General features: G+C 71.0%; 26 protein-coding genes, 1 tRNA gene and 1 other RNA gene. 20 read left to right on the forward strand and 8 right to left on the reverse strand.

Annotation, left to right across the window (positions count from 1 at the left end; all coding sequences use genetic code 11):
* Window positions 1-68 precede the first annotated feature (68 nt).
* From AC3CHW_RS17805 to AC3CHW_RS17840, 8 genes are all read left to right on the forward strand, one after another.
* Entirely contained in the window at window positions 69-545 is a 477-nt protein-coding gene (locus AC3CHW_RS17805; RefSeq protein WP_398608186.1) for a DUF5994 family protein, read from the forward strand.
* Complete coding sequence (locus AC3CHW_RS17810) at window positions 542-676, forward strand: hypothetical protein (RefSeq protein WP_488467099.1); 135 nt, start codon at window positions 542-544, stop codon at window positions 674-676. The genes AC3CHW_RS17805 and AC3CHW_RS17810 overlap by 4 nt, the downstream gene beginning before the upstream one ends.
* A gap of 80 nt (window positions 677-756) precedes the next feature.
* Window positions 757-1,521, forward strand: coding sequence for a DUF5994 family protein (locus AC3CHW_RS17815; RefSeq protein WP_488467100.1), 765 nt, complete (start codon window positions 757-759; stop codon window positions 1,519-1,521).
* A gap of 5 nt (window positions 1,522-1,526) precedes the next feature.
* Entirely contained in the window at window positions 1,527-1,715 is a 189-nt protein-coding gene (locus AC3CHW_RS17820; protein ID WP_488467101.1) for a hypothetical protein, read from the forward strand.
* 48 nt (window positions 1,716-1,763) lie between these two features.
* A complete protein-coding gene (locus AC3CHW_RS17825; RefSeq protein WP_488467102.1) occupies window positions 1,764-1,898 on the forward strand; it encodes a hypothetical protein in 135 nt (44 codons plus the stop codon).
* Between the two features lie 434 nt (window positions 1,899-2,332).
* A complete protein-coding gene (locus tag AC3CHW_RS17830; protein WP_488467103.1) occupies window positions 2,333-4,333 on the forward strand; it encodes a M6 family metalloprotease domain-containing protein in 2,001 nt (666 codons plus the stop codon).
* A gap of 253 nt (window positions 4,334-4,586) precedes the next feature.
* Window positions 4,587-5,297 (forward strand): hypothetical protein, encoded by a 711-nt coding sequence (locus AC3CHW_RS17835; RefSeq protein WP_488467104.1) that lies wholly within the window; start codon window positions 4,587-4,589, stop codon window positions 5,295-5,297.
* On the forward strand, window positions 5,294-5,932 hold the full coding sequence (locus AC3CHW_RS17840; protein ID WP_488467105.1) for a hypothetical protein: 639 nt from the start codon (window positions 5,294-5,296) through the stop codon (window positions 5,930-5,932). Before AC3CHW_RS17835 ends, AC3CHW_RS17840 begins: the two co-directional genes overlap by 4 nt.
* Window positions 5,933-5,999: 67 nt before the next feature.
* Here AC3CHW_RS17840 and AC3CHW_RS17845 read toward each other — a convergent pair whose 3' ends face one another.
* Together AC3CHW_RS17845 and AC3CHW_RS17850 are read right to left on the reverse strand one after the other, a co-directional pair.
* On the reverse strand, window positions 6,000-6,896 hold the full coding sequence (locus AC3CHW_RS17845) for a phosphorothioated DNA-binding restriction endonuclease (protein WP_488467106.1): 897 nt from the start codon (window positions 6,894-6,896) through the stop codon (window positions 6,000-6,002).
* Window positions 6,897-7,017: 121 nt separating this feature from the next.
* Window positions 7,018-7,941 carry an aminoglycoside phosphotransferase family protein gene (locus AC3CHW_RS17850; protein WP_488467107.1) on the reverse strand — a complete coding sequence of 308 codons (924 nt, stop codon included), beginning with the start codon at window positions 7,939-7,941 and terminating at the stop codon, window positions 7,018-7,020.
* A gap of 426 nt (window positions 7,942-8,367) precedes the next feature.
* On the opposite strand from AC3CHW_RS17850, the gene AC3CHW_RS17855 reads away from it, so the two are divergent.
* The 6 genes from AC3CHW_RS17855 to AC3CHW_RS17880 all read left to right on the forward strand — a co-directional run bounded on the left by AC3CHW_RS17855 (window position 8,368) and on the right by AC3CHW_RS17880 (window position 12,711).
* Window positions 8,368-8,994 carry a Crp/Fnr family transcriptional regulator gene (locus tag AC3CHW_RS17855; RefSeq protein WP_488467108.1) on the forward strand — a complete coding sequence of 209 codons (627 nt, stop codon included), beginning with the start codon at window positions 8,368-8,370 and terminating at the stop codon, window positions 8,992-8,994.
* Window positions 8,995-9,163: 169 nt separating this feature from the next.
* The gene (locus AC3CHW_RS17860; RefSeq protein ID WP_488467109.1) at window positions 9,164-10,012 is read left to right on the forward strand and encodes a hypothetical protein; all 849 of its coding nucleotides are present in this window, start codon (window positions 9,164-9,166) and stop codon (window positions 10,010-10,012) included.
* Window positions 10,009-10,500, forward strand: coding sequence for a hypothetical protein (locus AC3CHW_RS17865; RefSeq protein ID WP_488467110.1), 492 nt, complete (start codon window positions 10,009-10,011; stop codon window positions 10,498-10,500). Before AC3CHW_RS17860 ends, AC3CHW_RS17865 begins: the two co-directional genes overlap by 4 nt.
* Entirely contained in the window at window positions 10,497-11,240 is a 744-nt protein-coding gene (locus AC3CHW_RS17870; RefSeq protein WP_488467111.1) for a hypothetical protein, read from the forward strand. Before AC3CHW_RS17865 ends, AC3CHW_RS17870 begins: the two co-directional genes overlap by 4 nt.
* Window positions 11,237-11,566, forward strand: a complete 330-nt coding sequence (locus AC3CHW_RS17875) for a helix-turn-helix domain-containing protein (protein WP_488467112.1) — start codon at window positions 11,237-11,239, stop codon at window positions 11,564-11,566. Before AC3CHW_RS17870 ends, AC3CHW_RS17875 begins: the two co-directional genes overlap by 4 nt.
* The gene (locus AC3CHW_RS17880) at window positions 11,563-12,711 is read left to right on the forward strand and encodes a hypothetical protein (protein WP_398608172.1); all 1,149 of its coding nucleotides are present in this window, start codon (window positions 11,563-11,565) and stop codon (window positions 12,709-12,711) included. The genes AC3CHW_RS17875 and AC3CHW_RS17880 overlap by 4 nt, the downstream gene beginning before the upstream one ends.
* A 174-nt stretch (window positions 12,712-12,885) precedes the next feature.
* Here the strand turns inward: AC3CHW_RS17880 and AC3CHW_RS17885 are convergent, their stop codons facing one another.
* The 3 genes from AC3CHW_RS17885 to AC3CHW_RS17895 all read right to left on the reverse strand — a co-directional run bounded on the left by AC3CHW_RS17885 (window position 12,886) and on the right by AC3CHW_RS17895 (window position 15,680).
* Window positions 12,886-13,407 carry a DinB family protein gene (locus tag AC3CHW_RS17885; protein ID WP_488467113.1) on the reverse strand — a complete coding sequence of 174 codons (522 nt, stop codon included), beginning with the start codon at window positions 13,405-13,407 and terminating at the stop codon, window positions 12,886-12,888.
* Between the two features lie 421 nt (window positions 13,408-13,828).
* Window positions 13,829-14,776 carry an excalibur calcium-binding domain-containing protein gene (locus AC3CHW_RS17890; RefSeq protein WP_488467114.1) on the reverse strand — a complete coding sequence of 316 codons (948 nt, stop codon included), beginning with the start codon at window positions 14,774-14,776 and terminating at the stop codon, window positions 13,829-13,831.
* The gene (locus tag AC3CHW_RS17895; RefSeq protein WP_488471092.1) at window positions 14,676-15,680 is read right to left on the reverse strand and encodes a DUF4241 domain-containing protein; all 1,005 of its coding nucleotides are present in this window, start codon (window positions 15,678-15,680) and stop codon (window positions 14,676-14,678) included. Before AC3CHW_RS17895 ends, AC3CHW_RS17890 begins: the two co-directional genes overlap by 101 nt.
* A gap of 674 nt (window positions 15,681-16,354) precedes the next feature.
* On the opposite strand from AC3CHW_RS17895, the gene AC3CHW_RS17900 reads away from it, so the two are divergent.
* Window positions 16,355-18,994: a P-loop ATPase, Sll1717 family gene (locus AC3CHW_RS17900; RefSeq protein WP_488467115.1), complete on the forward strand. Its 2,640-nt coding sequence runs from the start codon at window positions 16,355-16,357 to the stop codon at window positions 18,992-18,994.
* Between the two features lie 240 nt (window positions 18,995-19,234).
* Here the strand turns inward: AC3CHW_RS17900 and AC3CHW_RS17905 are convergent, their stop codons facing one another.
* Window positions 19,235-19,462 carry a peptide deformylase gene (locus tag AC3CHW_RS17905; protein ID WP_488471093.1) on the reverse strand — a complete coding sequence of 76 codons (228 nt, stop codon included), beginning with the start codon at window positions 19,460-19,462 and terminating at the stop codon, window positions 19,235-19,237.
* On the opposite strand from AC3CHW_RS17905, the gene AC3CHW_RS17910 reads away from it, so the two are divergent.
* A complete protein-coding gene (locus AC3CHW_RS17910; RefSeq protein WP_488471094.1) occupies window positions 19,358-19,675 on the forward strand; it encodes a tyrosine-type recombinase/integrase in 318 nt (105 codons plus the stop codon). The two genes, AC3CHW_RS17905 and AC3CHW_RS17910, sit on opposite strands and share 105 nt — an antisense overlap.
* Before the next feature lie 131 nt (window positions 19,676-19,806).
* Window positions 19,807-20,691 carry an IS5 family transposase gene (locus tag AC3CHW_RS17915; protein ID WP_488471095.1) on the forward strand — a complete coding sequence of 295 codons (885 nt, stop codon included), beginning with the start codon at window positions 19,807-19,809 and terminating at the stop codon, window positions 20,689-20,691.
* Window positions 20,692-21,005: 314 nt separating this feature from the next.
* On the opposite strand, the gene AC3CHW_RS17920 is transcribed toward AC3CHW_RS17915, so the two are convergent.
* Complete coding sequence (locus AC3CHW_RS17920; protein ID WP_488467116.1) at window positions 21,006-22,544, reverse strand: helix-turn-helix domain-containing protein; 1,539 nt, start codon at window positions 22,542-22,544, stop codon at window positions 21,006-21,008.
* 123 nt (window positions 22,545-22,667) lie between these two features.
* On the opposite strand from AC3CHW_RS17920, the gene AC3CHW_RS17925 reads away from it, so the two are divergent.
* On the forward strand, window positions 22,668-22,841 hold the full coding sequence (locus AC3CHW_RS17925) for a hypothetical protein (RefSeq protein WP_488467117.1): 174 nt from the start codon (window positions 22,668-22,670) through the stop codon (window positions 22,839-22,841).
* A gap of 524 nt (window positions 22,842-23,365) precedes the next feature.
* Here AC3CHW_RS17925 and AC3CHW_RS17930 read toward each other — a convergent pair.
* Window positions 23,366-23,453 (reverse strand) — tRNA-Ser (locus tag AC3CHW_RS17930).
* Between the two features lie 110 nt (window positions 23,454-23,563).
* On the opposite strand from AC3CHW_RS17930, the gene ffs reads away from it, so the two are divergent.
* Both ffs and AC3CHW_RS17940 read left to right on the forward strand, forming a co-directional pair.
* An RNA gene (gene ffs, locus AC3CHW_RS17935) (signal recognition particle sRNA small type) lies at window positions 23,564-23,662 on the forward strand.
* A 155-nt stretch (window positions 23,663-23,817) separates the two neighbouring features.
* On the forward strand, window positions 23,818-26,430 hold the full coding sequence (locus AC3CHW_RS17940; RefSeq protein ID WP_488467118.1) for a DNA polymerase III subunit gamma and tau: 2,613 nt from the start codon (window positions 23,818-23,820) through the stop codon (window positions 26,428-26,430).
* Window positions 26,431-26,721: the final 291 nt, after the last annotated feature.

Below are 26,721 nucleotides of genomic sequence, written 5' to 3' on the forward strand. Positions count from 1 at the left end.
GACGACGTCGCCGACACGCCGGTGCCGAGCGGGGGAGGGTCGCCGAACCCACAGGGGGTGAGGACACCATGGCCCAGGCCGACGAGACGGGCGCCGACGGACTGTTGCCGGACGCCGTCCACCACGCCGTCAAGCCGGGCACGGCCCTGCTGCGGCTGGAGACGACGCGGGTCAGACAGGGCATCCTCGACGGCGCCTGGTGGCCGCGGTCCCGCGCCGTCGGAGCCGAACTGCCCGCCCTGATCAGCGCGCTCACCGAGCACCTCGGCCCGATCACCCGCGTCGGCCTCGACGCCAGCGCCTGGAAGGAACTGCCCACGCGGCTGGTCGTCGACGACCGCGTGATCCACATCGACGCCTTCCCGATCGGCGACGACACGGTCCTCATCACCCGGGGCGACCAGGATCACTTCACCCTCCTCGTGGTCCCGCCGCGGGCCCGCCCCGACGCGGCCCGCGCCGCCATGGCCAGGGCCGTACGGGCCGACAACGTCAGCGATGCCGAACAGATCCTCATCGACACCGCCGCCACCGACGACAGGTGACGGGCGGCGGAGCCGGCGGGCCACGGGCGGCCGTCGCGCCCGGCTCGCTGGTGGCCGACGAGGAGTACGGTGGAGTCACCGAGAGCACCCCGCACCCGGGCCGCCACGCCAGGGTCGTTCTCGGCGACTGATGACGCCGGGCTCGGCACGCCGCGCCCGGAGCGAGGTTCGCGCCATGACCGCGACCGGTTCCCAAAGGACCCTGAGCCCGATGGCCACCCGCCTCCGCCAGCCGGCCCCCGCCCCGCGGCCGGCCGCTCTCGCGCGGGCCGGGGCGCCCGCGCCAGCCGCCCCCGGCCGGTCGCCCGACGCGCCCGAGGTGGCCCGGCTCTCGCTGGTACCCGTCGGCTCCGCGCCCGCGCTGTTGGACGGCGCGTGGTGGCCACACTCCCGCGACCTGACCCGCGAACTCCCGCTTCTGATGAGGGCGCTGGGTGAGCGCTGGGGCCGTATCGCCCGGGTCGCGGTGCATCCCGCGCACTGGCCCACCGTCCCGCGCAAGGTACCCGTCGACGGGCGGCTGGTGAAGGTGGGCTGGTTCGAGGGCGAGCAGGACCCGCACCAACTGCTCCTGCTCTCCCGCCGCGTGGGCCGCTGGGACCTGTTGATCGTTCCGCCGGAGACGGCACCCGGCACGGCCGCCCGGATGCTGGCCGCCGCGGCCGACCCGCGCCGCTCCGCGACCGGCAGCGCGCTGCTGGCCGAGGCGGAGCGGGACGCGGCGGCCGGCCTCGCGACACCCGTCACCGACCCGTCGCCCGAGGAGTGGGCGCGGGAAACCGGGTGGGTCGCCGAAGGCGGCGGCTCCAACCTCCCAGGTGACTCCGGAGTGCGCGGCGCGCCCGTACGCGGCGGCGACGGGAGGCCGGCCGGCGAATCGGCCGCCGCGACCCGGCGGCTGCCCGCGCGGCGACCCGCGCCCCCCGACCCCAAGCCCGTGGCCGGTACGGCCACACCCGCACGACCGGGAAGGTGAGAACCGTGGAGATCCTCATCACCGTCTTCGTGATCGCGGCCATGATCGCGCTGGGCATGCTCGTGATCCACCAGCTCAACGCCCAGCACGAGGACCGCATCGCCCACTATCCGTACGACCACTCCCGTGGCGGCGGCGTCCACCCCGACGCCGACCGGTCCCGCTTCCGCCCGCGCCGCCGCCCCCGCGGGTGACGACGGGCCGCGGCCCCCGCCGGTGACCCGGGCCCACCGCGCCCACGGGTGACCGCGCCCACCAACGCCCTCGTACGCGACGCCTCCGCACGCGACGCCTCCGCACGCGACGCCTCCGCACGTGGCGCCCTCGTACGCGACACCTTCGTACGCGACGCCCTCGTACGCGGCCGTCGTACGTGAACACCTTCCGCACGCCCTCGCCCCGTGACGCGTCCAGCGTCGTGCGGGCCGGGGGTGGCGGTGCTGTGCGCCGGTGACCTCACGACCGCGCGGTCGGCACTCTGGCGCACCGACGCCCCCCGACTTACCTTGACGGCGGTGGGAAACCCCCATTGAACGACTTGCCATGTCCACGTCCAATGATCTCTCACAGCGATCAGACCACGAGGTGAGTCTTGTTCCTCCGCCGCTCGCGCGCGCGCCGCATACCCCGCTCCCGGCGCAGCCGCCGCCCGCTCCGCGCGTCCCGCGCAGCCCACATATCGCCGACGACACGCTTCGCGCGCCTGTCCCGCGCGCTGCGCCCGCGCTCCTCCCGTACCGGCCCCGTCGCGCCGCGCGCGTCGGTGCCCCGGCCGCCGCGGGGCGTCCGGCGGCTTGGCTTACTCGCCCTGGTGCTCGGCGTGTTGGTGGCGCTGGCCGTCGCGCCAGCGGGCGCTTCGCCCGACGCCGAAGCCGAGTCCGCGCAGCGGCCCCGGCTCGCCGCGCCGATCGACCCGCAGAACTGGCGCAACCCGGACGACATGACCTGGGCCGAGTACCGCTCCGTCCCCGGCACCGACTGGGCCAACCCCGACCTCGAGCCCACTGACCGCACCTTCAAGGGCGCCCTCGTCCTGCTCGACTACCCCGACGAGGGCTTCTCGGTCAGCCAGCCAGCGGGCAAGGCCAAGTTCGGCAACCCGCTGCCCGAGGCGAGCGACGTGCCGCGCGCCAAGCTTCCCCAGTTCTACGAGGACTTCCTCAACAAGCCGGGCAAGCTCAACCGGGGCCACACCATCAACGAGTACTGGATGGAGGACTCCGGTGGCCGGGTCGGCGTGGACCTGACCGCCTTCGGCGTCTACCGACTGCCGTACAAGTCCTACCAGTACGGCATCGAGCCCGGCATGAACCCCGGCGCCTGCCCGTTGCGGGAAACCTGCGGCAAGGACCTCCGCGAGGACGGCGAGCGCGCGTGGGTCAAGGACGTGGGCTCCCAGAAGCCGGGCGAGTTCGACTTCGTCTTCTTCCTGACCGCCGGAGTGGACGAGTCGGCCGCCTGGCAGGAGTTCGGGCAGATGAAGTTCACCGACCCGAAGGCCGTCCCCGCCCAGTGGGGCCCGCCCGCGCCCACCGCCGACGGCGGCAACGCGGCCAGCACCCGCTACGTGCCCTGGACCTCCTGGCAGGCCGCGGCCCGCATCTGGCCCAACGCCGCCGACGGCTCCTCCACCCAGGCCGAGAGCTCCGGCATGGCCGTCTTCGCCCACGAGCTGAGCCACATCCTGGGCATCGCCGACAACTACAACAACCCGTACGGCAAGCCGCTCAGCCGCTCGTACTCCGGCATCTGGGGCATGCTCTCGCGGGGCTCGTTCAACGGCCCCGGTGGCCCGCACACCCGCTGGCGGACCCCGGCCACCTCGGGCGCCTCGATGGGCGCCCACCACGTGCTGCGGGACAAGCTCAAGCTCGGCATCGTGGACGAGGAGAACGTGCTACGGCTCGACCGCGACGCCCTGGGGGACTCCGGGATGGTCGTCGCCAGCGTGACCGCGCGCTCGGCGCCGCCCGGCGAGAAGGGGCTGACCGGCGTCAACATCACCATGGCCCGCGACCTGTCGCCGCAGTGCGACCGCGCGACCGACCCGCTGTGCGACGGCGGCGGCTACCAGAACTACACCGTCGAGGTCGTGGACCGGATGGGCATGGACTCCTTCACGCCCGACAACGGCGTGCTGCTCACCAAGACGAAGAACGCCGACCGGGCCCCGTTCGCCTGGGTCGTCGACGCGCACCCCGAGGACATCGACCTGGTCGACTTCAAGCGCCCCGACGGCACCGAGCAGAAGATCACCATGGGCGACTACCGCCAGCTCAGCGACGCCCTCTTCCACGCGGGCGCCGACTCCGGCAGCAGTTACGAGTACGTCGACCAGGCCAACCGGCTGCACTTCTACGTGCTCGACATCAAGCGCGACGGCGCCGGCGTGCTCTCGTACACCGTCGGCGTGCGCTCCCTGGACGGCGCCGGGCGCCAGGACCGCGGGCTCGACCTCGACCGCGGCACCCCGCACGGCAAGCCCGGCAAGGAGCGGGCCGTGTGCACCTTCCCGCTGACCAACACCGGCGAGGCCGCCACGGACTCCGGCACCCACCCGGAGGACGCCACGCGGTACCTGGACTCGGACGTGTACCGACTGTCGGCGGCGGCCTCCGGCCGTGGCTGGTCCGCCTGGCTGCCGAACCGGCTCGCCACCGCAAAGGCCGGCGCCTCGGTGCCGGTGGACGTGGCCGTGACCGCGGGACCCGGCGCCGAGCAGCGCGGCAAGGTCACCCTGACGGCCCGTTCCGAGAGCGACCCGAGCAAGACCACGCGGGCCACCTGCTCGCTGCGGAAGTCGGGCCGCTGATCCCCGATCCGCCCCGACCCCGACCCTGAGCCCTGAGCCCTGAGCCCTGAGCCGAGCCGAACCCGGCCGGGTCCCGCCCGCACGCGCCGTGCGGCCGGGGCCCGGCCGTCCCGTCGGGGCGGCGCGGCGGCCCCGTCAGGGCGGCGGGCGCGGCGGCCCGGTGGTGGGGGTCACCGACAGCCCGTACGGCCGGCGGATAGGGTCCGCCCAGGCGCGGCCCGGCACCCAGGTGGCCGCACGGAAGGGGGCCGACGTGCGACCGAGGGCTTACGGACACGCGCTGCGCGCGCTGTCCTGCGCTCTGCTGGCCTGGTTCGTGTGGGTGGCGTGGTACGCGTCGAGCCACGAGGCGGCGACCGTCGAGTGGACCTGCGACGGGGCCGGAACCTGCGCCAGCGACCAGTTCGCCGCGGTGTCCACCCTGCTCGGCACCGGCGCCGCCGCGCTCCTCGGCGTCCTCGCCGCGCGCTTCCTGCACCGCGCGAGCGGCGGCGTGGTCGTCGTCTTCTGCGCGGTCGCCTGCATCGTCGGCTGGCACGACGCGATAGCCGACGGCCAGGTCACCCACGACTCCCTCACCGACTTCCACGTCATCGTCCCCATCACCGCCCTCTCCGTCGCGGACTGGCTCACCGCCCTGTGGTGCGCCGTGGGGCTCGGTTCCCTGCTGGCCTGGTGGGGCGCGGCCACCAGCCTCCGCCGCACCGCCGCGCTGCGCCGCCTCTCCCGCCGCTACGACACGGCCGCGGCCACGCTCTCCGGCTGGGACCGGCTGAGCGGCGGGTACGGCGAGGTCACCGTGGCCTTCCACGACGCGCACGGCACGCCGCACGAGGTGCGGGCCGTCACGGAACAGGTCGCGCTCCGGCGCACGGTCCTCGCCGTGTACGACCGGGAGCGGCCCAGCGACCCGCGCCGTACCCGCGTCGCCATCGTCCGCCGCACCACCCGGGACCTGGTGTGACGGGCCTGCCGTACGGCCTGCGCCGCCGGCTGGCCCCGTACCTGCTGCTCTGCGTCGCCGTGACCGGCGCGGTCTTCGCCGCCCTCGCCTGCGGCGCCCTCTTCGGGCCGCGCTGGCTGCTGCTGACCGGCCTGTTCACCGGCTCCCTGACGCTGGCGGTCCTCGGCCTCATCGGCGAGCGCGACACCGGCAAGGACGCGGCCTGGCCGCTGCGCCCCGACGGGCCGCGCGCGTACGCCCCCGCCCTGGTCCACGGGGTGCGCGCGGTCGACAGGGCCACCGGTCGGCCGGCCGCCGACCGGAACGCGCGGAGCAGCGTCTTCGCGTTCGACCTGACCGTAGTGCCCGAGGACCGCGACCCGTACCGGATACGCGTCCGCCACCCGCTCGACGTGCAGGACCTGCTCCACCGCGACCGGGCCGTGGTCCAGTACGACCCGCGGCAGCCCTGGCGCGTCATCCTCCCGCCCAACCCACCGCGCGAGGCCCAGGCCCGCGCCGCCCGCCTCGACCCGGACTCCCTCCCCACCGCCCGCTCCGTCCGCCCCACCGGCCTCCCATCGGGCGCGCCGGTCCTGCTGCTCGGCCTGGCACTGGCGGCCGTCGTCGTCACGGTGGTGGGCACGGCGGGGTGAGGTGGGCCGGCGCGTACGCGGGCGCGCGGGCCGGCCGCGTGGGGTGGGGGCGCGCGGTCGGGGCCGGTCAGGCGTGGACGGAGGGGCGCGGACCGTCCCGGAAGACGTGCCGGGAGTGCCAGGCCAGGTGGGTGACGGCGACATCGCTCGCGCCCGGCCGTGGGCGGAGCAGCGGGCGGCCCGCCAGCTCCGTGACGTGCGCGCGGGCCGCCGGGCTGCCACCGGCGAACCGCTGGGACACCAGGACGCGGCGGCCGTCGTCGACGCCGAGGGCGCCGCGGTCGAAGAGGTTGTGGTGCAACGAGCACAGGCAGAGTCCGTTGTCGACGGTGTCCGGGCCGCCGAAGGCCCACCAGTGCACGTGCGCCGCCTCCAGGCCGACCGCAAGACCCCCGAGCTTCCCGTCGTAACCGCAGAAGGCGCACTGGTACGCGTACGCGTCCAGCACCAACTCCCGTAGCCGCCGGTCCCGCCGCTGCCGCCGCGCGGCGAGGAGCGGCAGGTCGACGGCCGGCTCCAGGTCGAGGCCGACCGCGTCGCACAGCTCGCCGTGGAGCGAGGGCGGGAAGTGCGAGTCGAGCAGGACCCGCGCCATCCGGCCGGCGAGCCCCGGCTCCCGCCGCAGCGCCGCCCGCAGCTCGGGCGCCAGCCGCCCGGCGGCCCGCGAACCCCGCAACTCCAGCACCTTGGGCCCCGGACTACCCACCCCGTGCGCGGTGCGCACCTCCCACACGCCGTCGCTGGTCAGGTGGTGGAACGGGTAGGCGGGCGTCGTCCGGTGCGGCGGCCCGTACTCGACCAACAGCCGACGCAGGTCCGCCTCGACGGCGCTGTACAACAACGCGCCGTCGGCGTCCTGTTGGAACCGGCCGAGGGCGTACAGGAGCAGCAACGGCTTGTGCGGGGCGCGGGTGCCGTTCCGCGACCACTGCCGCAAGCCCGTGACCCGCTCCAGCCAGTCCATGGCCGTCGATCGTAGTAACCCCGCGTCCAACGCGTTCGCGCGGTCCGAGTCGGCCCGCCGCACGCACCCGGCGGGCCCGGGGCGGGCGCTGTGCGCACCCGCCCCGGACGTGCGCCTGACCTCAGCGGTGTTCCAGCAGGACGCCGGCGATGGCGACCTGCGCGGGCTCAAGCGCCGACCTGCCGTCCTCGATGTCCCACAGGCCGTTCTGCAGGACGCGGCCGAGGGTCCAGCCGGTGGCGCGCCGCCGGTCCAGGCCGAGCGCCTCGGTCAGCAGGTCGAATCGGCGCAGCACCGTACGCGTCACGCCGTCGGGCACCACGACCTCCGCCCAGCGGTTGTCCATGGCCGGCAGCAGCTCGAACCCGGGGTCGCCGGCGAGCGGTTCGGGGTCGATGGCGAGCCAGGGCTCCCGCTCGCCGGCGAGGACGTTGTCGTAGTGCGCGTCCCAGTGCAGCAGCCGGTCGCCCGCCTCGCCGACCAGCTCGGCGACCGCGGACGCGCAGGTGCGCAACAGCCGCCGCTCGTCCGGGTCAGCCAACCCTTCGACCGCGCGCGGCACTTCGGCGAGCATCGCCGTGGCGATGTCGGCGAGCCGGCGCACGTCCGGGGGCGCGGCCACCGCGGTCATCCGCGCCAGCAACCCGGCCAGGACGCGCATCGCCTCGCCGTCGTCGGCCACCGAGGACAGCGGCCGGCTCGCGTCCAGCCGCTCCAGCAGCATGCTCGCCGAGCCCGGATCGTGGTCGAGCATCCGCACCACGCCACCGCCGCCCCAGGCCCGCAACCCACTCGCCGCCCCCGCGGTCTCCTCCCGCTCCTGCTGCAACTTCAGCACGGCCGGCGTCCCGTCGGCACGGGTCACCGGCAGCACGACCGAAGCCATGCCGTGCGCCACGGGCCCGCTGACGCGCAACTCCCAGCGGCTCAGCATCGCGTCGGCGAGCTGGGGGAGTCGGGCGATCCAGGCGCGCCCGGACGGGTTGTCGTGGCCGTACGACGCGGCGAACGCGTCGGGGACGGCGAGGGAATACGGCGTACTCATGTCGAGGTGTCTCCTTCGTGGAATTCCGGATGGTCGCGAAGCCGAAGGAGCCTCGGTGGCGCCCGACACGCGGGCAGGCGTCATTGCATGGGGTCACGGTAGCGGGTGGCGGTCGGTCAGGCACGGGGATTTTCGGGGGCGGGGTTTTGTGGGGCGGGTTTTTCGGGGGCGGGGAGGGGTCCCGTATCGCGCGGCACGAGTTCCGGTATTCGGCACCCGGGCCCGGCAGGGCGCTGGGAAATACGGCGCGTAAAACCGCGAATTGACCAGGCGGCGCATGGAGGCATGCGTGATATGGGGGGCGTGCGGGGCGCTGAAAGCCGCTCCCGCACGCCCTTTCGGTCGGCGCCGTGGGGGGAAATAATTTCCGTGAGGGCGGCGGAGTGGCCGGTTCGTCAGGTGATGAGAGGAAGCGAAGAGAAACCGATGGTCGTTGATCGTCGTTGGGACAGCATCTTCCGTTCGGGGCGCACCGCGTCGTATCCGAAGGGCCAGCGCGTGTTCCTGAAAGGGGAGCCGGGGGGAAGTGTTCTCCGCGTGGTGAAGGGGTGGGTGCTGGTGACTGAACCGAACCCGGATGGTACCGACACGTTCCTGGAAATCCGTGGACGTGGACAACTCATCGGCGAGACGTCCGCGTTCTCGGGTGGGGTACGGAACGCGAATGTGGAGGCCACCTGCAAGACCATCGTCCAGGTCGTCGAGAGTGGACGTTTCCTCGCCGGCGTCGAGCGCCGCGACCTGATGAAGGACCTGCTGGTGCACGCGCAGGAACTGCACCGGCAGGCCAACGTCAGGGTCGGCGCCCGGGGCCTCGGCGTGCGGAGCAGCCTGAGTTGGCTACTCCTCGACCTGGCGCGTACGGCAGGCGAACCCCTCATCTCGGGAATTCCGCAGAAGACGCTCGCATTCGCCCTGGGCGTGACCCCACGGACGTTGTCCAGCGCCGTCTCCGAGTTGGAGCGGCGCGACGCGATCTCGGTTCGGTGGCCCGCTCTCCGCATTCGCGATGAACGCGCACTGCGGCAACTGGCCCGCCGCAGGGAGGAGTAGAGAACCGCGCCCATTCCCCGGCCGGCAACGGCCGGGGAATGTGGCGGACGTCACCGCCTCAGAGGGAAGTTCTTCCGCCGGGGAAGTTCTTCCGCGCGGGATTCCCGGGGAGCGCCGACCATCGATTCGGCACACCACAGTCGGACGCCTCCCCGAAGGAGATTCCCGCATGACCAAAGCCCCGCGTACCGGAATCCCGCACAGCAGCCCGTTGCCGCCCCACTTCGGAATCGTCGCGGTTGACGCGATGGGTTCCACCCGACTCCCCTCCATCGCGCAGGGCCCGCTCAGCGCGACCATCACCGACCTCGTGCGGCGCGCCCTCGAAGCGGCCGAACTGGGGGACGTGTCCCGGGAATTCGAGACGAACACCGGAGACGGCCTCTCCTTCGGCTGCGACCCGGCGTGGGTCCCGTACCTCGTGAGCCCCTTCGTCGACGAGCTGAACGCCCACCTGCTGCGCCACAACATCGGGTCCCGGCCGCCCGTCCGGCTGCGGATGAGCCTCCACATCGGCCCACTGCCCGTCGCGCCGGGGCGGGCCGGCGACGGCAACGCGGCAGCGCGCGGCGAGAGCCAGCGACTGCTGGACTCCGAGCCCGTGCGCCGCCGCCTGAAGGAGACGGACCCGCGGGCCACGCCGCTCGTCGCGATCGTCTCCGACCGCGTCTACGACACGGTGGTCCGGGGCGGCTACTGCGGCCTGCCGCCCGCCCGCTTCACCGAGGTCCTGGCCGAGGTCGCGGGCAAGGACTTCCGGCAGACCGCCTGGATGTACGTACCGACCCCGTCCGGCGACATGCTCCGCCAGGCCGCCGCGACCACGGAGCCGGCAGCGTCCGGACAGACCCCGGCAGCGCCGAACCGGGCACGGGGAGCCGCCGACCCGGCCCCGGCCGAGGCCGCGCCGCCGCCCGGCCGGCACCAGCACGTGGAGTCCGGCGTCGCCGTCATGGACTGCGTCGTCCGCGACCTCCACCACCACGCGGCACCCCGACAGGACTCCGACCGCCCGTGAGCGCCACGTCTGACGAGGACCGTCACGACCAGGGCTGCTCCCCGCGCTGCGGCGGAAGCCAGTACGTGGGCCACGGCGCCGCGATCAACGGGGCCTCCGCGCACCGCATCGTCGTCAACAACTTCGGGTTGACCTACCCGCCGTCGTGCCCGCTCACCGCGCCACCCGGCGGGCCGTCCCCCCTCGTCCGGGCCCTGGCCCTGGCCCGGAACCTGGCCGGCCGCATCGACGTGCTGGCCGGCCGCGTACACGCCACCACCGCCACGCTCCTCGCCCTCGTCCCCACCAGCGAGAGCCCCCCGCCGCCGCCCTCCCACCCACCAACCCCCGGCGACCCGCCTCCCACTGACCCGCCTCCCACCGACCCGCCTCCCACCGACTCACCTCCCGCGTCCCACCCGAGCGCCGACCGTCCGAGCGCGGGCCACCTGAGCGCCGACCGCCGGAGCGTCGACCGCCTGAGCGCCGACCACTGGAGAAGCACGTGACCCTGCCGCACCACACCAGCCTGTTCGACTCCATCGAGGCGCACGTCGAGGCCCTCCCGGACGACGCCGGCGCCAGCACCCCCGGCCACCCCGCCGCACCCCGAACCGAACCGCTGCACCGGTGCGCGGCGCGCGCCCTGGTGCACGGGCCGGCGCGCGACGGGGCGACGGCGCGGGCGATCTGGTCCGACGTCCTGGGCGAGGCCACCACGGCGCCGGCCCCCGGCGAGACCGCCACGCTGCTGGCCGTCTGGTACGCCCTGCCCCGACTGCGCCGCAGCGTAGGGCGCATCGCCCGCCGACTGCCGGCCGAGCGCGCCGACCTGGAGGCCGAGACCGTCCAGGGCCTGCTGGAAGGGCTGCCCACCGTGGACCCGCTCCGCGCCGGCGCCGCCGAGCGCGTGATGCGGCGCGCCGCGAGCCGTGCCTGGCGGTTCGCCCGCAGCACCTGGCACGAACGGGCCGTCCCGGACACCAGCCCGGTGTGGAACGCCCCCACCATCTCGTACGAGCAGACCGCCCCGGAGGGCTGGGCCGTCCACATCACCCCGCCCGACCGCGCCGACGGCCTCGCCGCCTCGCTGCGCTTCACCCAGTTCCGGCAGCGCGTCGAAGGCGAGCGCATCGGCGCCCTCGCCGACGGCCTCGGGCTGCGGGAACTGGTCCACCGCGTTCGCCGCCCGAGCCCCGGGCGACCCATCGGCACCCTGACCCTTCACCCGCACGGGAGTCCGCGATGAGCCACACCCACCACACCCACCACGCCCACCACGCCCACCGGGTCCTGACCTTCGCCGAGGCGTTCGACCTCCCGACGGCCGTCAACCTGCCCACGGCGGCCCGCGCCTTCGCCGTCAGCCCCGGCACGGCCTACCGGCTGGTCCGGCAGGGCGACTTCCCCTGCCCGGTGCTCCGCGTCGGCGGCCAGTACCGCGTCCCGACCACCTGGTTGCTGCGGTCCCTCGGCATCGAGAGCCTCCCGGTCTACGCGGCGGACATCGAGGCGGGCGCCACCGCGTCCGCCCTGCTGACCAGCACGGACGCGGAACGGGAGGAGACCCTGTGAGCGCCGGGCGGGACACCACGCCGGAGGAGCGACCGCCGGCCCCGGCACCGAGCTGCTTCGTGATCGGCCCCATCGGCGACAAGCACGCCGAACACGGCACCCCGGAGCGTCGGCTGTACGAGGAGTCGATGCGCGTGTACGAGGAGATCATCGTCGCGGCCTGCCGGGAACACCACATGACACCCGTACGCGCCGACACCCTCACCGACACCGGCGAGATCACCGAACAGGTCTACCGCCGACTCCAGCAGGACGACATCGTGATCGCCGACGTCAGCGGCGGCAACCCCAACGTCACCCTCGAACTCGGCTACCGGCTCGGCTGCAAACGGTCCGCCATCCTCATCGGCGAGAACGGCAACCTCCCCTTCAACATCCGCCAGTTGCGCACGATCCGCTTCCGGCGCAGCGAGGTCAGCCTCCACGAGGCCCGCGACCAGTTGAGCCGCGTGCTGGCAGCGGGCGTCGCCCAGGGCTTCGGCCCCGTCGCCGACCTCGGCGCGGCCACCCCACTCCCCGTACCCGGCGCCGACGAGGCGACCGAGGAGGAACCCGACGCGCCCGGCCTCGTCGACCGGATGGCGCAGGCCGAGGAACAGATGGACGCCGTCCTGGTGGACATCGAGGCGATGGGGGACGCGCTGCACCAGATCGCCGCGGTCGTGTACGAGAGCACGCCGCAGATGGACGCCGTGACGGCGGCCAAGGGCTCGACGAGCGCCCGGCTCGTGATCGTGGGGAACCTCGCGCGGAAGATGGCGGCGCCGGCCACCGCGCTGCGCGCGCACAGCGAGGCGTTCGCCGAGCGCATGGCGGACATCGAGGCGGGCATCCACGCGGCGTTCGACATGGCGGAGTCCCACCTCGGCGGCGAACTCGACGCCGACAACGAACACTTCCTCCACCAGATCATCGACATGGCCGAGTCCACGCGCGCGGCGGCCACGGAGGTCACCGAGTTCGGCGCCATGATGAAGACGTTCATCGGCTACTCCCGCGTGCTCCGTGGCCCCGGCGGCGACATCCTGGCCGCGATGCGCGTCGTCGCGTCCGTCCTCACCCGGGTCGACACCCTGGAGGCCCGGGCCCGCGCCCTCCTCCCCGACCCCAGCACCCCACCCCGTACGACCCACCAACCCGCCTGACACCCGACGCGGATACGTCGAGGGGCCCCGACCACGGGTGGTCGGGGCCCCTCGCCACGTCGCCCGCGATGCTTGTCCGCGATGCCTGCCCCGGGCAGGCGCCTGCCCGGGGTGTCCGTCCGCGACGCCTGCCCGGGGTGCCCGCCCGCGACGCCCGTCCCCGTGCGCGGGCGGCTACCAGCCCCGCTCGCCGTCGAGGAGTTCCCGCAGCAGGTCCGCGTGCCCGGCGTGCCGACTGGTGTCCACCGTGACGTGCGCCATGGCCCAGCGCAGTGTGTAGTCGCCCGTCTGCTGGGCGCCGAAGCTGTCGAGCGGGAGGGACTCGATGACCTTGTCGCTGGCGTCGCAGGCCGCGCGGTAGCGGTCGAGCAGGTCGTCCAGGCGGTCGTGCTCGGCGACCCGCCAGTCGCCGTCCGGGTCATCGGGCCCGAACGGCATCGGGTGCTCCTGGCCACCGAGGACGATGCCGAACCAGTGCCGTTCCACCGTGACCAGATGGCTGAGAATCCCGCCCACCGTCGTCTCCGACGGCACCAACCTGGCGCGCAGTTGCTCCTCGGACAGCCCGGTCGCCTTGGCCACGACGGTCGCCCGGGCGAAACGCAACCAGGCCCACAACATGTCCTTCTCACCGAGCTGGTGGCGGGGAATCCGGCGTTCCTCGGTGTGCGGAGCCACCGGGACGTGGTGCGCCATTGCTGGGACATCCTTTCGCTGAGCGGGTGCGGGGGGCATCGGGGAGCGGAATGCGACGCCGGACAGGTCGCATACGACGGATAGAACGTCCGGGCCGGGTGGGCCGGATGGGCCGGGCTGCCGGAGGGCCACCACGGTGCCAGCCGAGGAACGCGCCACCCGAGGGGAAAGCACCCACCGGCCGACAGGTTCCACTTCGCACGCACCACAGCCGCGACCGCACCGCATGCGAGGAGGATTGCCTCCTCGCTCCCCGCATTGATCCGTTCCAGATCGCCTGAACCGAGCGTAGCGCCCCGAAAGGGGCGCCCGGCCGCCGCCAAGGACGTTCTTGAGCCAGCCAGTTGGCAGCGCCAGGCATCGAGATCAGGCCACCTCGGATGGAGCCCCCGCCCCCCGGCGGCCCCACCCCGCCCGCCGCTCAGCGATCGCAGGCGATCCCGTCGCCGTCGCGGTCCAGGCCCCGTCGGTACCCCGGCTGACCCTGCCGGATGGGGTCCGCCCCGGCCGCGCGGACGGCGGCGCAGTTCGCGTAGTAGACGCCGCCTCCTCCGGTGCTCCCGGAGGAGGACGACCCCCCGGAGGCCGCCGACCCGTCGGAGCGATCCGCGTCGTCGTCACCGGGGCTCGACACGTCGGGGTCCGGCACGTCGGGGTCCGGACGCGACCGGGTGCCCTCGCTCTCGGGGCAGGAGGCCCCCGGTTCGACCACCTTCAGAACGGCCGCGCGCGAACCCGGTTCGCGCACCTCCTCGCGCGCCTCGGGCTCCTGGAAACACACCGTCCAGTCATCCGGTTCGGCGGGCGGCGTGACGTCGGTGTAGGCGCCCTCGGCCGTGACGTCCGTGATCCCGATCTTCTCCACGGAGGCCGACGCCTCGGCGAACGTCTGGCCCACCACGTCCGGCATCTTCGGCCAGGGAACCGGCTCCCCGTCCGCTTCCGGGCAGGGCGCCTCCTTCCGCACGACCCCGAAGTCGAGGGTGGTTTTCGCCCCGCCCCGCCTGACCTCCGTCTGGAAGCACACGCGCCAGTTGTCGGCGTCCCACTGCCCCGCGTCACCCTCCGAGGCATCGTGCGAGACGACACTGAACCCGTCCGCGCCGGCGGCCGTCTTCGCCTCCCGCAGGATCTTCCCGACGTAACTGGGTACGGCCTTCTTACTCTCCCGGGGAGTCGGCGCCGCCTCCCTGTCACTGGTCGTCGGGGCGGGCGTGACCGACTCCCGAACGGCGGGTTTCGCCTTCGACTCCTCGTCGTCCGACGTGTCATCCGGGTCGGCGACCATGATCAGCACAAGCCAGAGCAGCGAGAGCACCGTCGCGACGATCTTCTTCACCCGACTCCACCGCGCCAGCCAGGCCAACACGACCCCGACCGGCGGCAGAAAGATCAGCAGTACGACGACGAGCACGGAATGCTGCCACCAACGTCTCGGAGTCGCTGGTGGCTGCGGGGCATACGGGTGCGGCGAGTGCATGGTTGTCCCGAGGAGAGTCGAGCGAATTCAGCAGACGCGCGAGCGTACGGAGCGATTCGGCGCCCTTGCTGTCGAACGGGGGTAATTGGCTGGATTTGGCGGGTGGGTGGCGGTTGGTTGGTGGTTGGTGCCTGCTGGCGGCTGGCTGCTGGTTGCCCGGTCGGACGGGTTGGGTAGCGGGTGGGCTGTGCCAGTGCCCCTGTGTCTGTGCCAGTGCCTGTGGCGGGTGGGTGGGTGCGCGTTCGCGAGGGTGGTCGCGTGCCTGATCGGGGTGTCGGACTGGCGGCGCTCCAGGGTGAGCCGCCCGGGCGCGGCTGGGCCCGGTGAGAGCACTGGCGGAGAACACGAGATACGAACTCGTGAGGAATTGACCCCAACACGCTTCCAAATCCCCCGAACGCCGTCCGTCGGGATTTACATCCGTTCTCACCTGCGAAGAAACGAACCGCTGAACGGTGGGTGAGCCCGTTCTACTTGTCGGCGGGGCAGGGCTGCGGCCCGGCTGTGATACCACGGAGAATTCCGTTACGAAGCCGGTGATCGTGCCGTCGATGCTTCGGCCGACCCACGTCGGGTAGTGGCCGTCGCCCCGGCCCGAAGAGAAGCAACGGAGACTGTGGCCGCTCTCGGAGTCACTGAGAACAACCGGCGGCGCATCATGGAGTTCCTCTCGCCGAACAGGGCCGCCTCCCAAGGTCGTAGTCCTCGGCGAGCGGGTCGCCGAGCGGGGCGCCGGCGATGGCATCGCCGAACAGCCGGACCCGGCGTCGACGTCGTAGCCGAGGAACTCCATGTCGGCGAGGCCATCGAGGGCTTGGTCGTCGCCCAGGTCAGCGTCCACTCCACGGTCCGCTGAACGCGGCTATACCAGGGTGTACGCAACCAAGACTGCAACCAGAGCGGCGCTCGCGCTGCTTGGCGAGCGGTGATCGGGCTGCCTCTCCCCGCCACGCTGGCCAGCAGCCTGGCAATGCTGATAGGTCAGCCAGAAGTTTGTATGGACCTCTAGAGTGGCCGCAGGTGAAGCCCAAACGGGGGGAACGGCTTGTACAAGGACCCAGGCAGTCCGCAGGAGTGGGAGGACGTTGCCCTGGAGAGACGGTCGGACGCGGTGCAACTACACCTGGCGGGACGGCACGTGGCGTGCTTGTACTACCTAGGGTTCACTGCCGAGTGCTTCGCCAAGGCATTGTGCCTAGCGCGAGGACGTGCCGTGCCGCGGGGTCGGGACGGGCACAACGTGCTGGCGATCCTGGTACAAGCAGGATTCAGTCCACTGGTACTGCCTCGGGATGTTCGGAGCTTCCTCGCGGACCGCGACGTCAGCCTCAGGTACCAGACCACCCTGCCAGAGGATGTCACGATCGAGGACGACATCAAGGCGGCTAATCGCTTCGCGAGCTGGTGCAGTAAGCAGTTGCGACGTCGCACGGCAGCGCAGGGAAGAGCACACAGGAGGAACTCGCCGTGACACAACCGGATGACATCAGTGGTATGGAAAGGGCACTGCAAGAGGCATTTGGGGACCGCGTTCGGGTTTCTGCCGATCCATATGCCGGCGTCCGGGTGGGTGTGATCTCGGCGCAGTTTTCGGACATGACCCCGCGAGCGAGACGGGAGCGCATTGAAGCCTTGATTCCGGATGTGGAAATCGTTAGGTATGATCTGCTAACTCCTGATGAGGTGGAGTTTCTGGAGCTGGACGAGCCGGGCGTCGCGCCCGTCACAGCGCAGCTGCCCTTGTGGCCGGAGGCCTTGGCAAGTGGTCAGGCGGACGAGATCACGGTGCGCTTCCCATCCGAGGACTACGGCACGCTCCCGTCGCCGGTGGTATCGACGTTCTATTCACTACGTGGCGGAGTTGGTCGGTCGACTGCTCTGGCACACGCCGCACGAGTTATCGCCGGGCAGGGCTTGACGGTCCTTTGCATCGATATGGATCTGGAGGCCCCTGGCCTAGCATCGCTCTTCGACGTCGAAGACCGCGTAACCGAGGGCATGGGAGTTGTTCCGCTTCTAGCTGCAGCCGAGGTGAGCGGTGAGATCGACGCGCTCGACGAGCATGTGCTGCGGGTTACTGAGGACGCCGGTTTGTTCCTGCTCCCAGCGGGGCACCCTGGCGCTGAGTATGCCCGGCTTCTCTCCCACCTTGACCCGTCGGCCTGGTACGGAGAGGACGAGGTTAACCCTCTTCGGTTGCTGGTGGAGACGGTGTCTACCCTGGCCGAGAGCCCAGATGTGGTTCTCATCGACTCCCGTACAGGCATTAGCCCGCTGGCGGCACCTCTGCTGTTCGACGTCTCTGATGTCAACATCATCGCCTTCTATCCACATCCTCAGGCGAGGGCAGGCACTCGGGCACTAACTCGGGCTTTGCTGGCGGCAAAGTCTCGCAGGTCGGTAGAGGGGAGCTTGTGCACTCCGGAAGTTCGCTTTGTCGTCTCCCCAGTGCCGGCCACACCTGAGGTGCGTGGGTTGTACTCCGAGCGCGCACAGGAGTGGATCAGAGAATGGCTGTCTGTGGCACGGAACGCCGAGGGTGGTCCGGCCTTTGAGGCACTCGAGGAGATTGTCCAAGTCATCAGCTACCAGGAGGCGCTGGCAGTATCAGACTCGGTCATGCGCATCCAAGGCGCGGATGACTTTATCGTGGTGGCGGACTGGATCACTGGACTCGTCGAGCCGCGTGATGCGCTCGGCGAGCAGGTCGACGAGGTTCTAGAACCAAGCAAGTCCGAGGTTCTGGCGTCGCTTCAGTTCGCTGGGGAGACGGCCGAGAATCAGGCGTTGGAGGAACTGCACGGTACATTCTTGAGTACTGCTGATGTGGATCGCGCGCTTGCCACGGATACTGTGGTCGTCATCGGGCGCAAGGGAACCGGTAAGACAGCCGTATTCCGCAGGCTCGCCGAGGCCCCCACGGCTATTGTTGTCACCAGCCCGCCAGGACTCGACACCCACCTGACCTGGACGCCGGACGCCAACGTTTATTCAGCCCTCGAGAATGAGCTGAAGGATCGGGGGCTGGAGTGGCGACAGGTGTGGCCTGTGCTTTTCGGTCTAGCTATCATGAATAGCCTGCCCAACGTCCCGCAGCCCGCCTGGGTGGACGGTCCTATCAGTGTGCCTGCCGCTGGTGGTGATTACCTTAAGTCGGACCTGCTGAGGGACGTGAGATCGCTGCTGTCGAATCAGCAGGCACCCCTTCTGGTCGGTGAGTGGATTCAGGAAATTGACCGTAGTCTCGACGCAGAGCAAATGCTTTTGTTCGATGCTCTTGACACCGGTTTTGGTAACAGTGACAACGACCGCAGGCGTCGCAACGATGGTGTGGCTGGCCTGTTGACTTCGGTGGGTGAGCTTGGGCCGCAGCTGCGACGGTTGAAGTTCAAGGTGTTGCTGCGCGAGGATATTTGGCGCGAGGTCAAAGTTCCCAATAAGTCACACCTAAGCGCCCGTGCGGCTCATCTGCGATGGTCGAACAAGGTGGACTATCTGCGCATTGCGATCAAGCAGGCGTGGCGGTCGGGACCGTTCCGGCAGTTGGTGACGGCTCGGCTAAACAAGCCGGACTTTCGACTGGAAGGCACCCCGGTCGAGTACTGGCCGGAGGAGTTTGTTCGCAATGCCTGGGTGATCCTGGCAAGCGAACGGGTGTCCGGCGGCCGAACTGCTTATACCGATAACTGGGTCTGGTCCCGGCTTGCTGACGCTAACGGCGATCACGCCCCCAGGGCGCTGGCTCAGATGATGACAGCTGCGGTCGAGTTGGAACGGGGTTTCGAAGAGGGGAATCGCTATTCTCGATCCATCATCAGGCCTCGTGCGTTGGTGGAGTCTCTGGACCAGGTCAGTGAGTCGGCCCTAGACGCGCTCCAGCGTGATGAGTTTCCTGAACTTGATCCGCTATTGAGCAGGCTGCGCGCGATCGGATCGACACCCTTCGCGGCCGAGCAGTTGGTGGGCACATCACCCGACCTTGTCAGGCTTGCTCGTGATGTCGGATTGCTAGAGGAAGTGCCTGGTCCGCGAGACAGGGTGGAGCGCTACCGCGTGCCTGAGATGTATCGCAAGGCGCTCAGCATGACTCGGAAGGGACAGGCCTGAACCGTTCAGTGAGGGGTCGACCCGACGTTCCCGATTCGACCCCTCAAATGTCAGCGAAATTGGCAGCATCGTGTCTGGTCTCGGAATGTCGCCGCCGATATAGATGGGTCGTCCCTGCCCTGGCATCTTGTTGCCAGAAATGCGATTTCGCCACTCGCCGCGCTATGCTTCACTGCTTGTAAGCCCACGCTTGTCCTGTTTGTCTGTACTGCTCGACAGGGAGGGGCTCGGCATCGGCAACTATGCGTGCGGTGTAGAGCAGGCCACCGGATGGTCGATCTCGTGGTGGAGCAGGCGGGCGAGTCCACGTTCGTAGATAGTGGTGGCCACCTGGCTGTCCAGGGTGGTGGTCTCCACGGTGATCTGCAGCGGCCGGGGGACCAAGCCGCGAACGTCTGGGCGGAGAAGGGCTACGTCTTCACCTCGAAGACCGGCGCGCCGCTCAATCCCAGCACCGACTACCACCACTGGAAGCGGCTCCTCCGCGAGGCCGACATTCGCGACGGCCGCTTCCACGACGCCCGACACACTGCCTCGACCGTCCCCCTCCTGTTCGGTGTGCCAGAGCGGATCGTTATGGCGATCATGGGCTGGTCCTCGACCTCGATGGCCCAGCGCTACCAGCATGTCACCGAGCCGACGCTGAACGACGTCGGCAGGAAGATCGGCGCGGCTCTGTGAGGCGACATCGGATCTGACCCAGGGGACCCCGGCGAAGACGCCGCCTGAGAAAGTGTTGGGTAACTGGTCAGGTGCTGGTTGTAGTCGGTAATGGGGATCTTCGTGGTTTGGGGGCCGCGAAGATCACAGGCATGTGTGTCTGCGCGTGTAAGCCTGCCTATGGCACCTCGTTGACGGATGGTCAGTGGGCGGTGATTGAGCCGCTGCTGCCGCGGCGGGACCCTCGCCGGGGTGGCCGACCGTTGAAGTTCTCGAGTCGGCTGATCATCGACACGGTGCTCTACGTCCTGGGCAGTGGCTGTGCCTGGCGGCTGGTTCCGCATGACTTGGCTCCGTGGGATGCCGCCTACCGGTGGTTTCGCGCATGGAGCGCGGACGGCACCTGGGACCGTGTTCACGACGCGCTGCGTGATCAGGTTCGCCAAGCTGACGGGCGGGACCCGCAGCCGTCCGCAGCGGTACTGGACTCCCAGTCCGCGAAGACCAGCGAGGGCGGACAGGAGGTCGGATACGACGCCGGTAAGCGGGTGCGGGGCCGCAAGCGCCACCTGCTGGTGGACACCTGCGGCTTGGTCCTACGGGCGGTGGTGCACTCCGCATCCGTTCAAGACCGCGCCGGAGCCAAGCGCGTCCTGAGCGGCATACGGACGCTGTTTCCCCAGGTGGGGCTGGTCTGGGTGGACGGGGGCTACGTCAACGTGGTCGATTCCCGGCTCATCGGCTGGGCTGCGGAGACGGAGAACGTGGAGATCGTCGCGGTCCCGCGCAACGCCGACGTGAAAGGCTTCCAGGTGCTGCCCCGCAGGTGGGTGGTAGAACGAACCTTCTCCTGGCTGGGACGGTGCAGAAGATTGGCCCGGGACTACGAGCGCAAGACGACGCACGCCGAAGCGATGATCAAGGTCGCCATGATCCGGCTCATGGCCGCCCGACTCGCCGGCGAGGACGTCGAACCACACGGCCCCATCGAAACTGAAGCAGCCCGACGCCTCACCGAAGACCTCAACCACAAGTGACCAACGGATAACCCAACACTTTCTGAGGCCCAGAACCCCAACCGAGACCACGACACGAAGAAGGCCCCGACCGGAAACCCCGGTCAGGGCCTTCGCTATGGCTGGTCAGCCGCGGCGGAGGATACGAGATTCGAACTCGTGAGGGGTTGCCCCCAACACGCTTTCCAACTGTCCGCCTGGGGGTTTGGTGGGGGCTGTGGGTGCCCTGACCTGCGGCGGAGCGTTCGGCGTGGCTTGGCCTGTACCGTCCCGGACGAGGGCGAATGAGACCAGAACTGGGACCAGTGGGTGTCCCGCTCCTGCAGTTCACGTCATTACGCGTCCGAAACGTTCTCGCCGCGGTAGTAGCGGAGGGCGTTGGGGTATTCGGTGTGTTCCTTGTAGAGGATCACGTGCCCCTTGAGCGCGCTGATCTGCCAGGATTCCCCCAGCTTCCGCGCAAGGAGCCGGAAGGCTGTGTCGGCGCTCAGAGGACCTTGGGGCACCTCTAGCGAGACGTCCTCGGCCTGGGCGGGTTCCAAAGCCTGCCTGAAGGCGTAGGGCAGTTCTGCCTTGAGGTAGGTGGCAAAGTTTCTTGGAGACAACAACTGCCGGCGCCCGTCGTGACGGAGCGACCAGTCCAGGTCGATGGGGTGGGCCACGTCAAAGTGCTGGGGTTGTAGCCGTGCCTGGTCCCGCCTGCGCCCTGGATCATTGTTGCCGAACCCGTTCTGGTTCCACAAAGGGCTGACTCCGCGCTCTTCCTGCAGGTGCTTGGTGACGAGGTTCTCCGGGGCGACTGCAGACAAGTCATCCTCGACGTAGACGTATGTGAAGTACATGTCGTCCAACGAGATGTACTTGCGGCCCAGGATCCTCAGACGGGCGAAGTCCAATCGCTGCGGCAGAGCGCGGTCAGCCTTCCCCACGTACATGAGCTCCTTTGGCTGGCTTGGGCCACCGCGAAGGAGCTGGTAAATCCCCGGCCGGCCAAGTACCTGCCGCAGGTGCGCCTCGGTTAGAGGCGATGGCGCTTGCTCGTCGAGGGCCCGCGCGAGTCGGGCCCCGGCCTCCCGGGTGATGCCGAGGTGGACGCTGATCCCCGGGCTGATTGTGGCCTCCGCGGTCGCCGTACTCGTGACGGTGTGCACGTTCGCCTCGGCATCACGTTCCTCGGCTTGAGCCTCGGCAGTGTCCAGCTGCTGCTCGAGCCTGATGCATCGTTCCTCAGCCTCTCGCGCGCGGCGTTCGGCTTCCGCCAGCTCTGCTGTCAGCCGGATCAGTGTCTCCTGGAGCTCGTCCCGCTCGGCTCGCAGGGAGTCGAAGTCCGCGGTCCGCTGGTCTAGTTCAGCGCGGTGTGCGAGCCGGACGGCCGCGCCAGCCTGTTCCAGCTGGCGCAGCCGGGCCTGTTGCTCATCGAGATGCTCATGCGCGTTGCGGACCATCTCACGCAGGAGCCGGGCTTCTTGATGCAGATCACGGCTTTCCCGGTCGGCCTCCGCGAGCTTGTCCCGTAGATCCTGCAGGTCGGCGGAGTAGGGGCTTGTGACGCGCAGGGCGGTCCGATGCAGCTTGCGTACTGTGTCCCGGGCAGCCAAGGTCAACTCGGTGCCCGTCTCTCGGTTGCCGTCGTCAATGAGCTGCTCCACGAACTCCGCGGGCGGGACTAGTGCGCCACTGAAGTACCGAGAAAGCGTCGAGCGGTCCCAGGCAACACGTACGGAGTAACGGCCGAGGGTCACGGCCAAACGCTGAGCCAGCTCGCGTAGCGCGAGGGCGAGCGCGTAGCGGTCAGGCCCGATCTGCGTTCCGTCGATGTCCTTTTGAAAGACCATCGTTCGTGATCCGCGCGGAACCAGCTCCCCTTGAGTCATTCGTTCCCCTCCGTTGGATCCCCTGCCTTGTTGCGCGAGGCCGCACCGGTGTGCGCGTGCCGCAACACACAGGTGCCTTCCATGATCGGGTACAGCCGCGATGGACCGACTCAGGGGAACCTCATGACTACGACGACCGCGCTTCTCGCCCTAATTCTGACCCTGCTTGCCGCGCTGCTGGGTGGTGCACTGTTCTACCTCGTCCACAGCCGCCCGAGCCTGGCAGTCCCCGTGACCGTCGCCTTGGCGGGCATGACTTTGGTGGTGACCTGCGCGGTCGGCATCCTCGCCCGTTGACGTCAGTACAAGGGCCTTGGCACGTTCAGCGAAGCTGACTGGGTGACTTCACAGACGCACGGTGAAGCTAGCGGGGTCCGTAGGGCATAGCAGTCGGGGTACCAGCCGGTTACTGGGCAGGGCGCTGAAGGCCGGGTCCCATGCGTTGGTGGGCGGGCAGTAGACGGACCTCGGCGAACTGCCAGGGGGCCTTTGCCGCAGCGACGAAGGCGGCGGGGCTCTCCTGAAGGTGGGTCGGTCGGATCGGCGACCCTCGGTCACGGCCGCAGTACGGGTGGCTACCCGTGGGGCGCGGGAGGGGTCGACGCGACATGGATCTGCACGCAGCTGTTCCACCTGGCCGGGGCTTTGAAGCCTGCCCCGCTGCTGACACCACGAGCCGAACTCCGGAGTACCTGTCTGTCCTCACGGCCCGGGAGTTCCGTCACGTCGCCGACTGACTGAGACTGAAACTGAGACGACACACGTCGAAGGGCCCCACTGCAAGCAGTGGGGCCCTTCGACAACGTGCCCGGTGAGAGCACTGGCGGAGGATACGAGATTCGAACTCGTGAGGGGTTGCCCCCAACACGCTTTCCAAGCGTGCGCCCTAGGCCACTAGGCGAATCCTCCGCCGCAAACAATACAAGACCGCAAGCAGTGCTCGCGAACCCGATCCGGGGAGGGCGGGAGAGGGGAAGGGGGGCGGTCCCGGGGAGGGGGCGGTATCCGCTAAGGTGGGGCTCAGCCCCTCACGTGGCGCTATCTCACCTAACTCCCCCAGGGCCGGAAGGCAGCAAGGGTAAGTGGGCTCTGGCGGGTGCGTGGGGGGCGCTTGCGTTGGTGGGGGCGGGCGCGGGGCACGGGGGGCGCGTGAGGGTGTGATCAGTGCCTCAGTCGGGATTTCGGCCGGCCCGGGGCGCCGACGACGCCGGGTGGCGGTCTGCGGGCTGCGGACGCGGGTCGGTTGTCAGTGCGGGCCGATATCGTCGTATGCGTGTCGTCCCTCGCGCTTTACCGTCGCTACCGCCCCGAGACCTTCGCCGAGGTCATCGGGCAGGAGCATGTCACCAGCCCGTTGCAGCAGGCGCTGCGGAACAACCGGGTCAACCACGCGTATCTGTTCAGTGGGCCGCGCGGCTGTGGCAAGACGACGAGCGCGCGCATCCTCGCCCGCTGTCTGAACTGCGAGCAGGGCCCGACGCCGACGCCCTGCGGTACGTGCCAGTCCTGTCGGGACCTGGCGCGTAACGGGCCCGGTTCGATCGACGTCATCGAGATCGACGCCGCTTCGCACGGTGGCGTGGACGACGCGCGTGACCTGCGGGAGAAGGCGTTCTTCGGGCCGGCCTCCAGCCGGTACAAGATCTACATCATCGACGAGGCGCACATGGTCACCTCGGCGGGCTTCAACGCCCTGCTGAAGGTGGTCGAGGAGCCGCCGGAGCACCTCAAGTTCATCTTCGCGACGACCGAGCCCGAGAAGGTCATCGGGACGATCCGGTCGCGTACGCACCACTACCCCTTCCGACTCGTGCCCCCCGGGACGCTGCGCGAGTACCTGGCCGAGGTCTGTGGGCGCGAGGACATTCCGATCGAGGACGGTGTGCTGCCCCTGGTCGTGCGGGCCGGGGCCGGGTCGGTGCGTGACTCGATGTCCGTCATGGACCAGCTCCTCGCCGGGGCGGCCGAGGACGGCGTGACGTACGCCATGGCGACCTCCCTGCTCGGGTACACGGACGGGACGCTGCTGGACGCGGTCGTGGACGCGTTCGCGGCGGACGACGGGGCCGCGGCGTTCGAGGTGGTGGACCGCGTCATCGAGGGCGGCAACGACCCGCGGCGGTTCGTCGCCGACCTGCTGGAGCGGCTGCGTGACCTGGTGATTCTCGCGGCGGTGCCCGACGCGGCGACCAAGGGACTCATCGACGCCCCCGCGGACGTGATCGAGCGGATGCAGGCGCAGGCGTCGGTGTTCGGCGCGGCCGAGCTGAGCCGCGCCGCCGACCTGGTCAACGAGGGGCTCACGGAGATGCGTGGGGCGACCTCGCCCCGGTTGCAGTTGGAGCTCATCTGCGCGCGGGTGCTGCTGCCCGCCGCCTTCGACGACGAGCGCTCGGTGCAGGCCCGGCTGGACAAGCTGGAGCGGAGCGCGATGACCAACGGCATCGTCGGCGCGCCCGCCGGTGCGCCGCCGATGGGGTACGTGCCCGGGCCCGAGGGCCACGGCGTTCCCGCTCCGACGCAGCCGATGGCGCCCCCGGCCCCAGCTCCCGTGCCCCCAGCTCCCGTGCCCCCAGCTCCCGTGCCCCCGGCCCCGGTGCCAGGGCCCGCTCCCGCCGCCGGGCAGCCCGGTCCCGCCGGGGGCGGTGCGGGTGGCGCGCCCGGTAGCTGGCCCGCGGCGGCCGGGGCCGGCCAGCCGCCCGCCGCCGACCAGAGCCAGGCCGCCCCCGGCGGCCCGGGCCCGGCCGACGGCGCGGGCCAGCCCGGTGGGCAGCCGGCCGGCGGCCAGCGCCCGGGGGCCTGGCCCACGCGTGCGGGTGCGGGCGGCGGCGCGGGAGCCCCGGCCGCCGGCGCTGGCGCGGGCCGCCCGGCCGGCGCCTGGCCCGGGACCGGTGGGACGACCGGCGCGCAGTCCGGCGCGGGCGGTGGCGCGTACGGTGCGGGCAGCGCGGGCGGGGGTACGTACGGGGCGCAGGCGGGCGGCGGCGCGCCGGCCGGCCCGGCCGGCCCGGCGAACGGTGCGGGCCCTGCGGGTGGTGCCGCGCCCGGCGCCGCGCCCCAGGGGGGAGACGCGGGTCAGGGCGCCGCGCAGGTGCGCGCGATGTGGCCCGACATCCTGGAGGCGGTGAAGAACCAGCGCCGCTTCACCTGGATCTTGCTGAGCCAGAACGCGCAGGTCACGGGCTTCGACGGCACCACGCTCCAGGTGGGCTTCTCCAACGCGGGGGCTCGCGACAGCTTCGTCGCCGGCGGCAGCGAGGACGTGCTGCGCCAGGCGCTGAACAGCCGGTTCGGCGTGCAGTGGCGGATCGAGGCCGTCGTCGACCCCTCGGGCGGCGCGGGACAGGCCCCGGCCTCCGGGCCCGGCGCCGGCCCCGGCGGGTTCGGCGCGAGTGGTGGCTTCGGCGGCGGTGGTGGTGGCGGCTTCGCCCCGGGCGCGGGCCCGGGTGCGGGCGGCGGCGGGTTCGGCTCGGGCGCGCCGGCCGCCCCGCCCCGGCAGGCTCCTCAGCCGCCGGCAGCCCCCGGCGACGGCGGCCAGGGCGCGGCCGGCCCGGCGGGCGCGGGCGGCTCCGGCGGGCCCGGGCTGGGCGGCGGCCCGGGGGGTGCGGGCGGCCCGAGACCCGGCGGTGAGGGAGCCCAGCGCGCCCGACAGGCCGCCGCGTCCGGTGCGACGGGCGCGACGGGCGGCCCCGGTGCGGGCGGCGCGGCGCTGGGCGGCCCAGGCGGCGGCAGCGCGTACGGAGAGGGCCCGCCCACACCCGTGGCGCCGGAGTACGACATGCCGGCCGAGGACGATCCGGACCTGGTCGAGAACGCGCTCAGTGGTTACGACCTCATCGTGCGCGAGCTCGGCGCGACCGTCATCGAAGAGATCGCCAACGAGTAGCGCGGAGCGCGGAGAAGTGAGTGAGCAGCGCGTGGGTGGGGGCGGCGAGTCGCCGCTGCCCAGCCCCACGCGGGCGCTCCCCGGGCTCGCCCGCAGGCGCTGCCCCGACTCACCCCGGGTCCAGCCCGGGTCCCGCGGCCTCGCGCGGGGGCCGCGTGCCCCGGCCCCGTACCCCCGTTCCCGCCGCGCGGAGCGGCCCACACCCGTGGTCGTACTGCTGCCTCTGGCCTCCTTCGTACGGCGTAGGGCGTGGGAACCGCCGAACACGTAGGCTCGGGCTACTGAACATGT

It is taken from the genome of Streptomyces sp. MGP-BFMKR1, assembly GCF_057766585.1.

Excerpts from the sequence above, each read along its gene's own strand:
- AC3CHW_RS17805 (WP_398608186.1), top strand. The coding sequence starts at position 69 with ATGGCCCAGGCCGACGAGACGGGCGCCGACGGACTGTTGCCGGACGCC.
- AC3CHW_RS17815 (WP_488467100.1), top strand. The coding sequence starts at position 757 with ATGGCCACCCGCCTCCGCCAGCCGGCCCCCGCCCCGCGGCCGGCCGCT.
- AC3CHW_RS17845 (WP_488467106.1), bottom strand. The coding sequence starts at position 6,896 with ATGGACTGGCTGGAGCGGGTCACGGGCTTGCGGCAGTGGTCGCGGAAC.
- AC3CHW_RS17850 (WP_488467107.1), bottom strand. The coding sequence starts at position 7,941 with ATGAGTACGCCGTATTCCCTCGCCGTCCCCGACGCGTTCGCCGCGTCG.
- AC3CHW_RS17855 (WP_488467108.1), top strand. The coding sequence starts at position 8,368 with ATGGTCGTTGATCGTCGTTGGGACAGCATCTTCCGTTCGGGGCGCACC.
- AC3CHW_RS17860 (WP_488467109.1), top strand. The coding sequence starts at position 9,164 with ATGACCAAAGCCCCGCGTACCGGAATCCCGCACAGCAGCCCGTTGCCG.
- AC3CHW_RS17875 (WP_488467112.1), top strand. The coding sequence starts at position 11,237 with ATGAGCCACACCCACCACACCCACCACGCCCACCACGCCCACCGGGTC.
- AC3CHW_RS17885 (WP_488467113.1), bottom strand. The coding sequence starts at position 13,407 with ATGGCGCACCACGTCCCGGTGGCTCCGCACACCGAGGAACGCCGGATT.
- AC3CHW_RS17895 (WP_488471092.1), bottom strand. The coding sequence starts at position 15,680 with ATGGAGTTCCTCGGCTACGACGTCGACGCCGGGTCCGGCTGTTCGGCG.
- AC3CHW_RS17915 (WP_488471095.1), top strand. The coding sequence starts at position 19,807 with ATGTGTGTCTGCGCGTGTAAGCCTGCCTATGGCACCTCGTTGACGGAT.
- AC3CHW_RS17920 (WP_488467116.1), bottom strand. The coding sequence starts at position 22,544 with ATGACTCAAGGGGAGCTGGTTCCGCGCGGATCACGAACGATGGTCTTT.
- AC3CHW_RS17925 (WP_488467117.1), top strand. The coding sequence starts at position 22,668 with ATGACTACGACGACCGCGCTTCTCGCCCTAATTCTGACCCTGCTTGCC.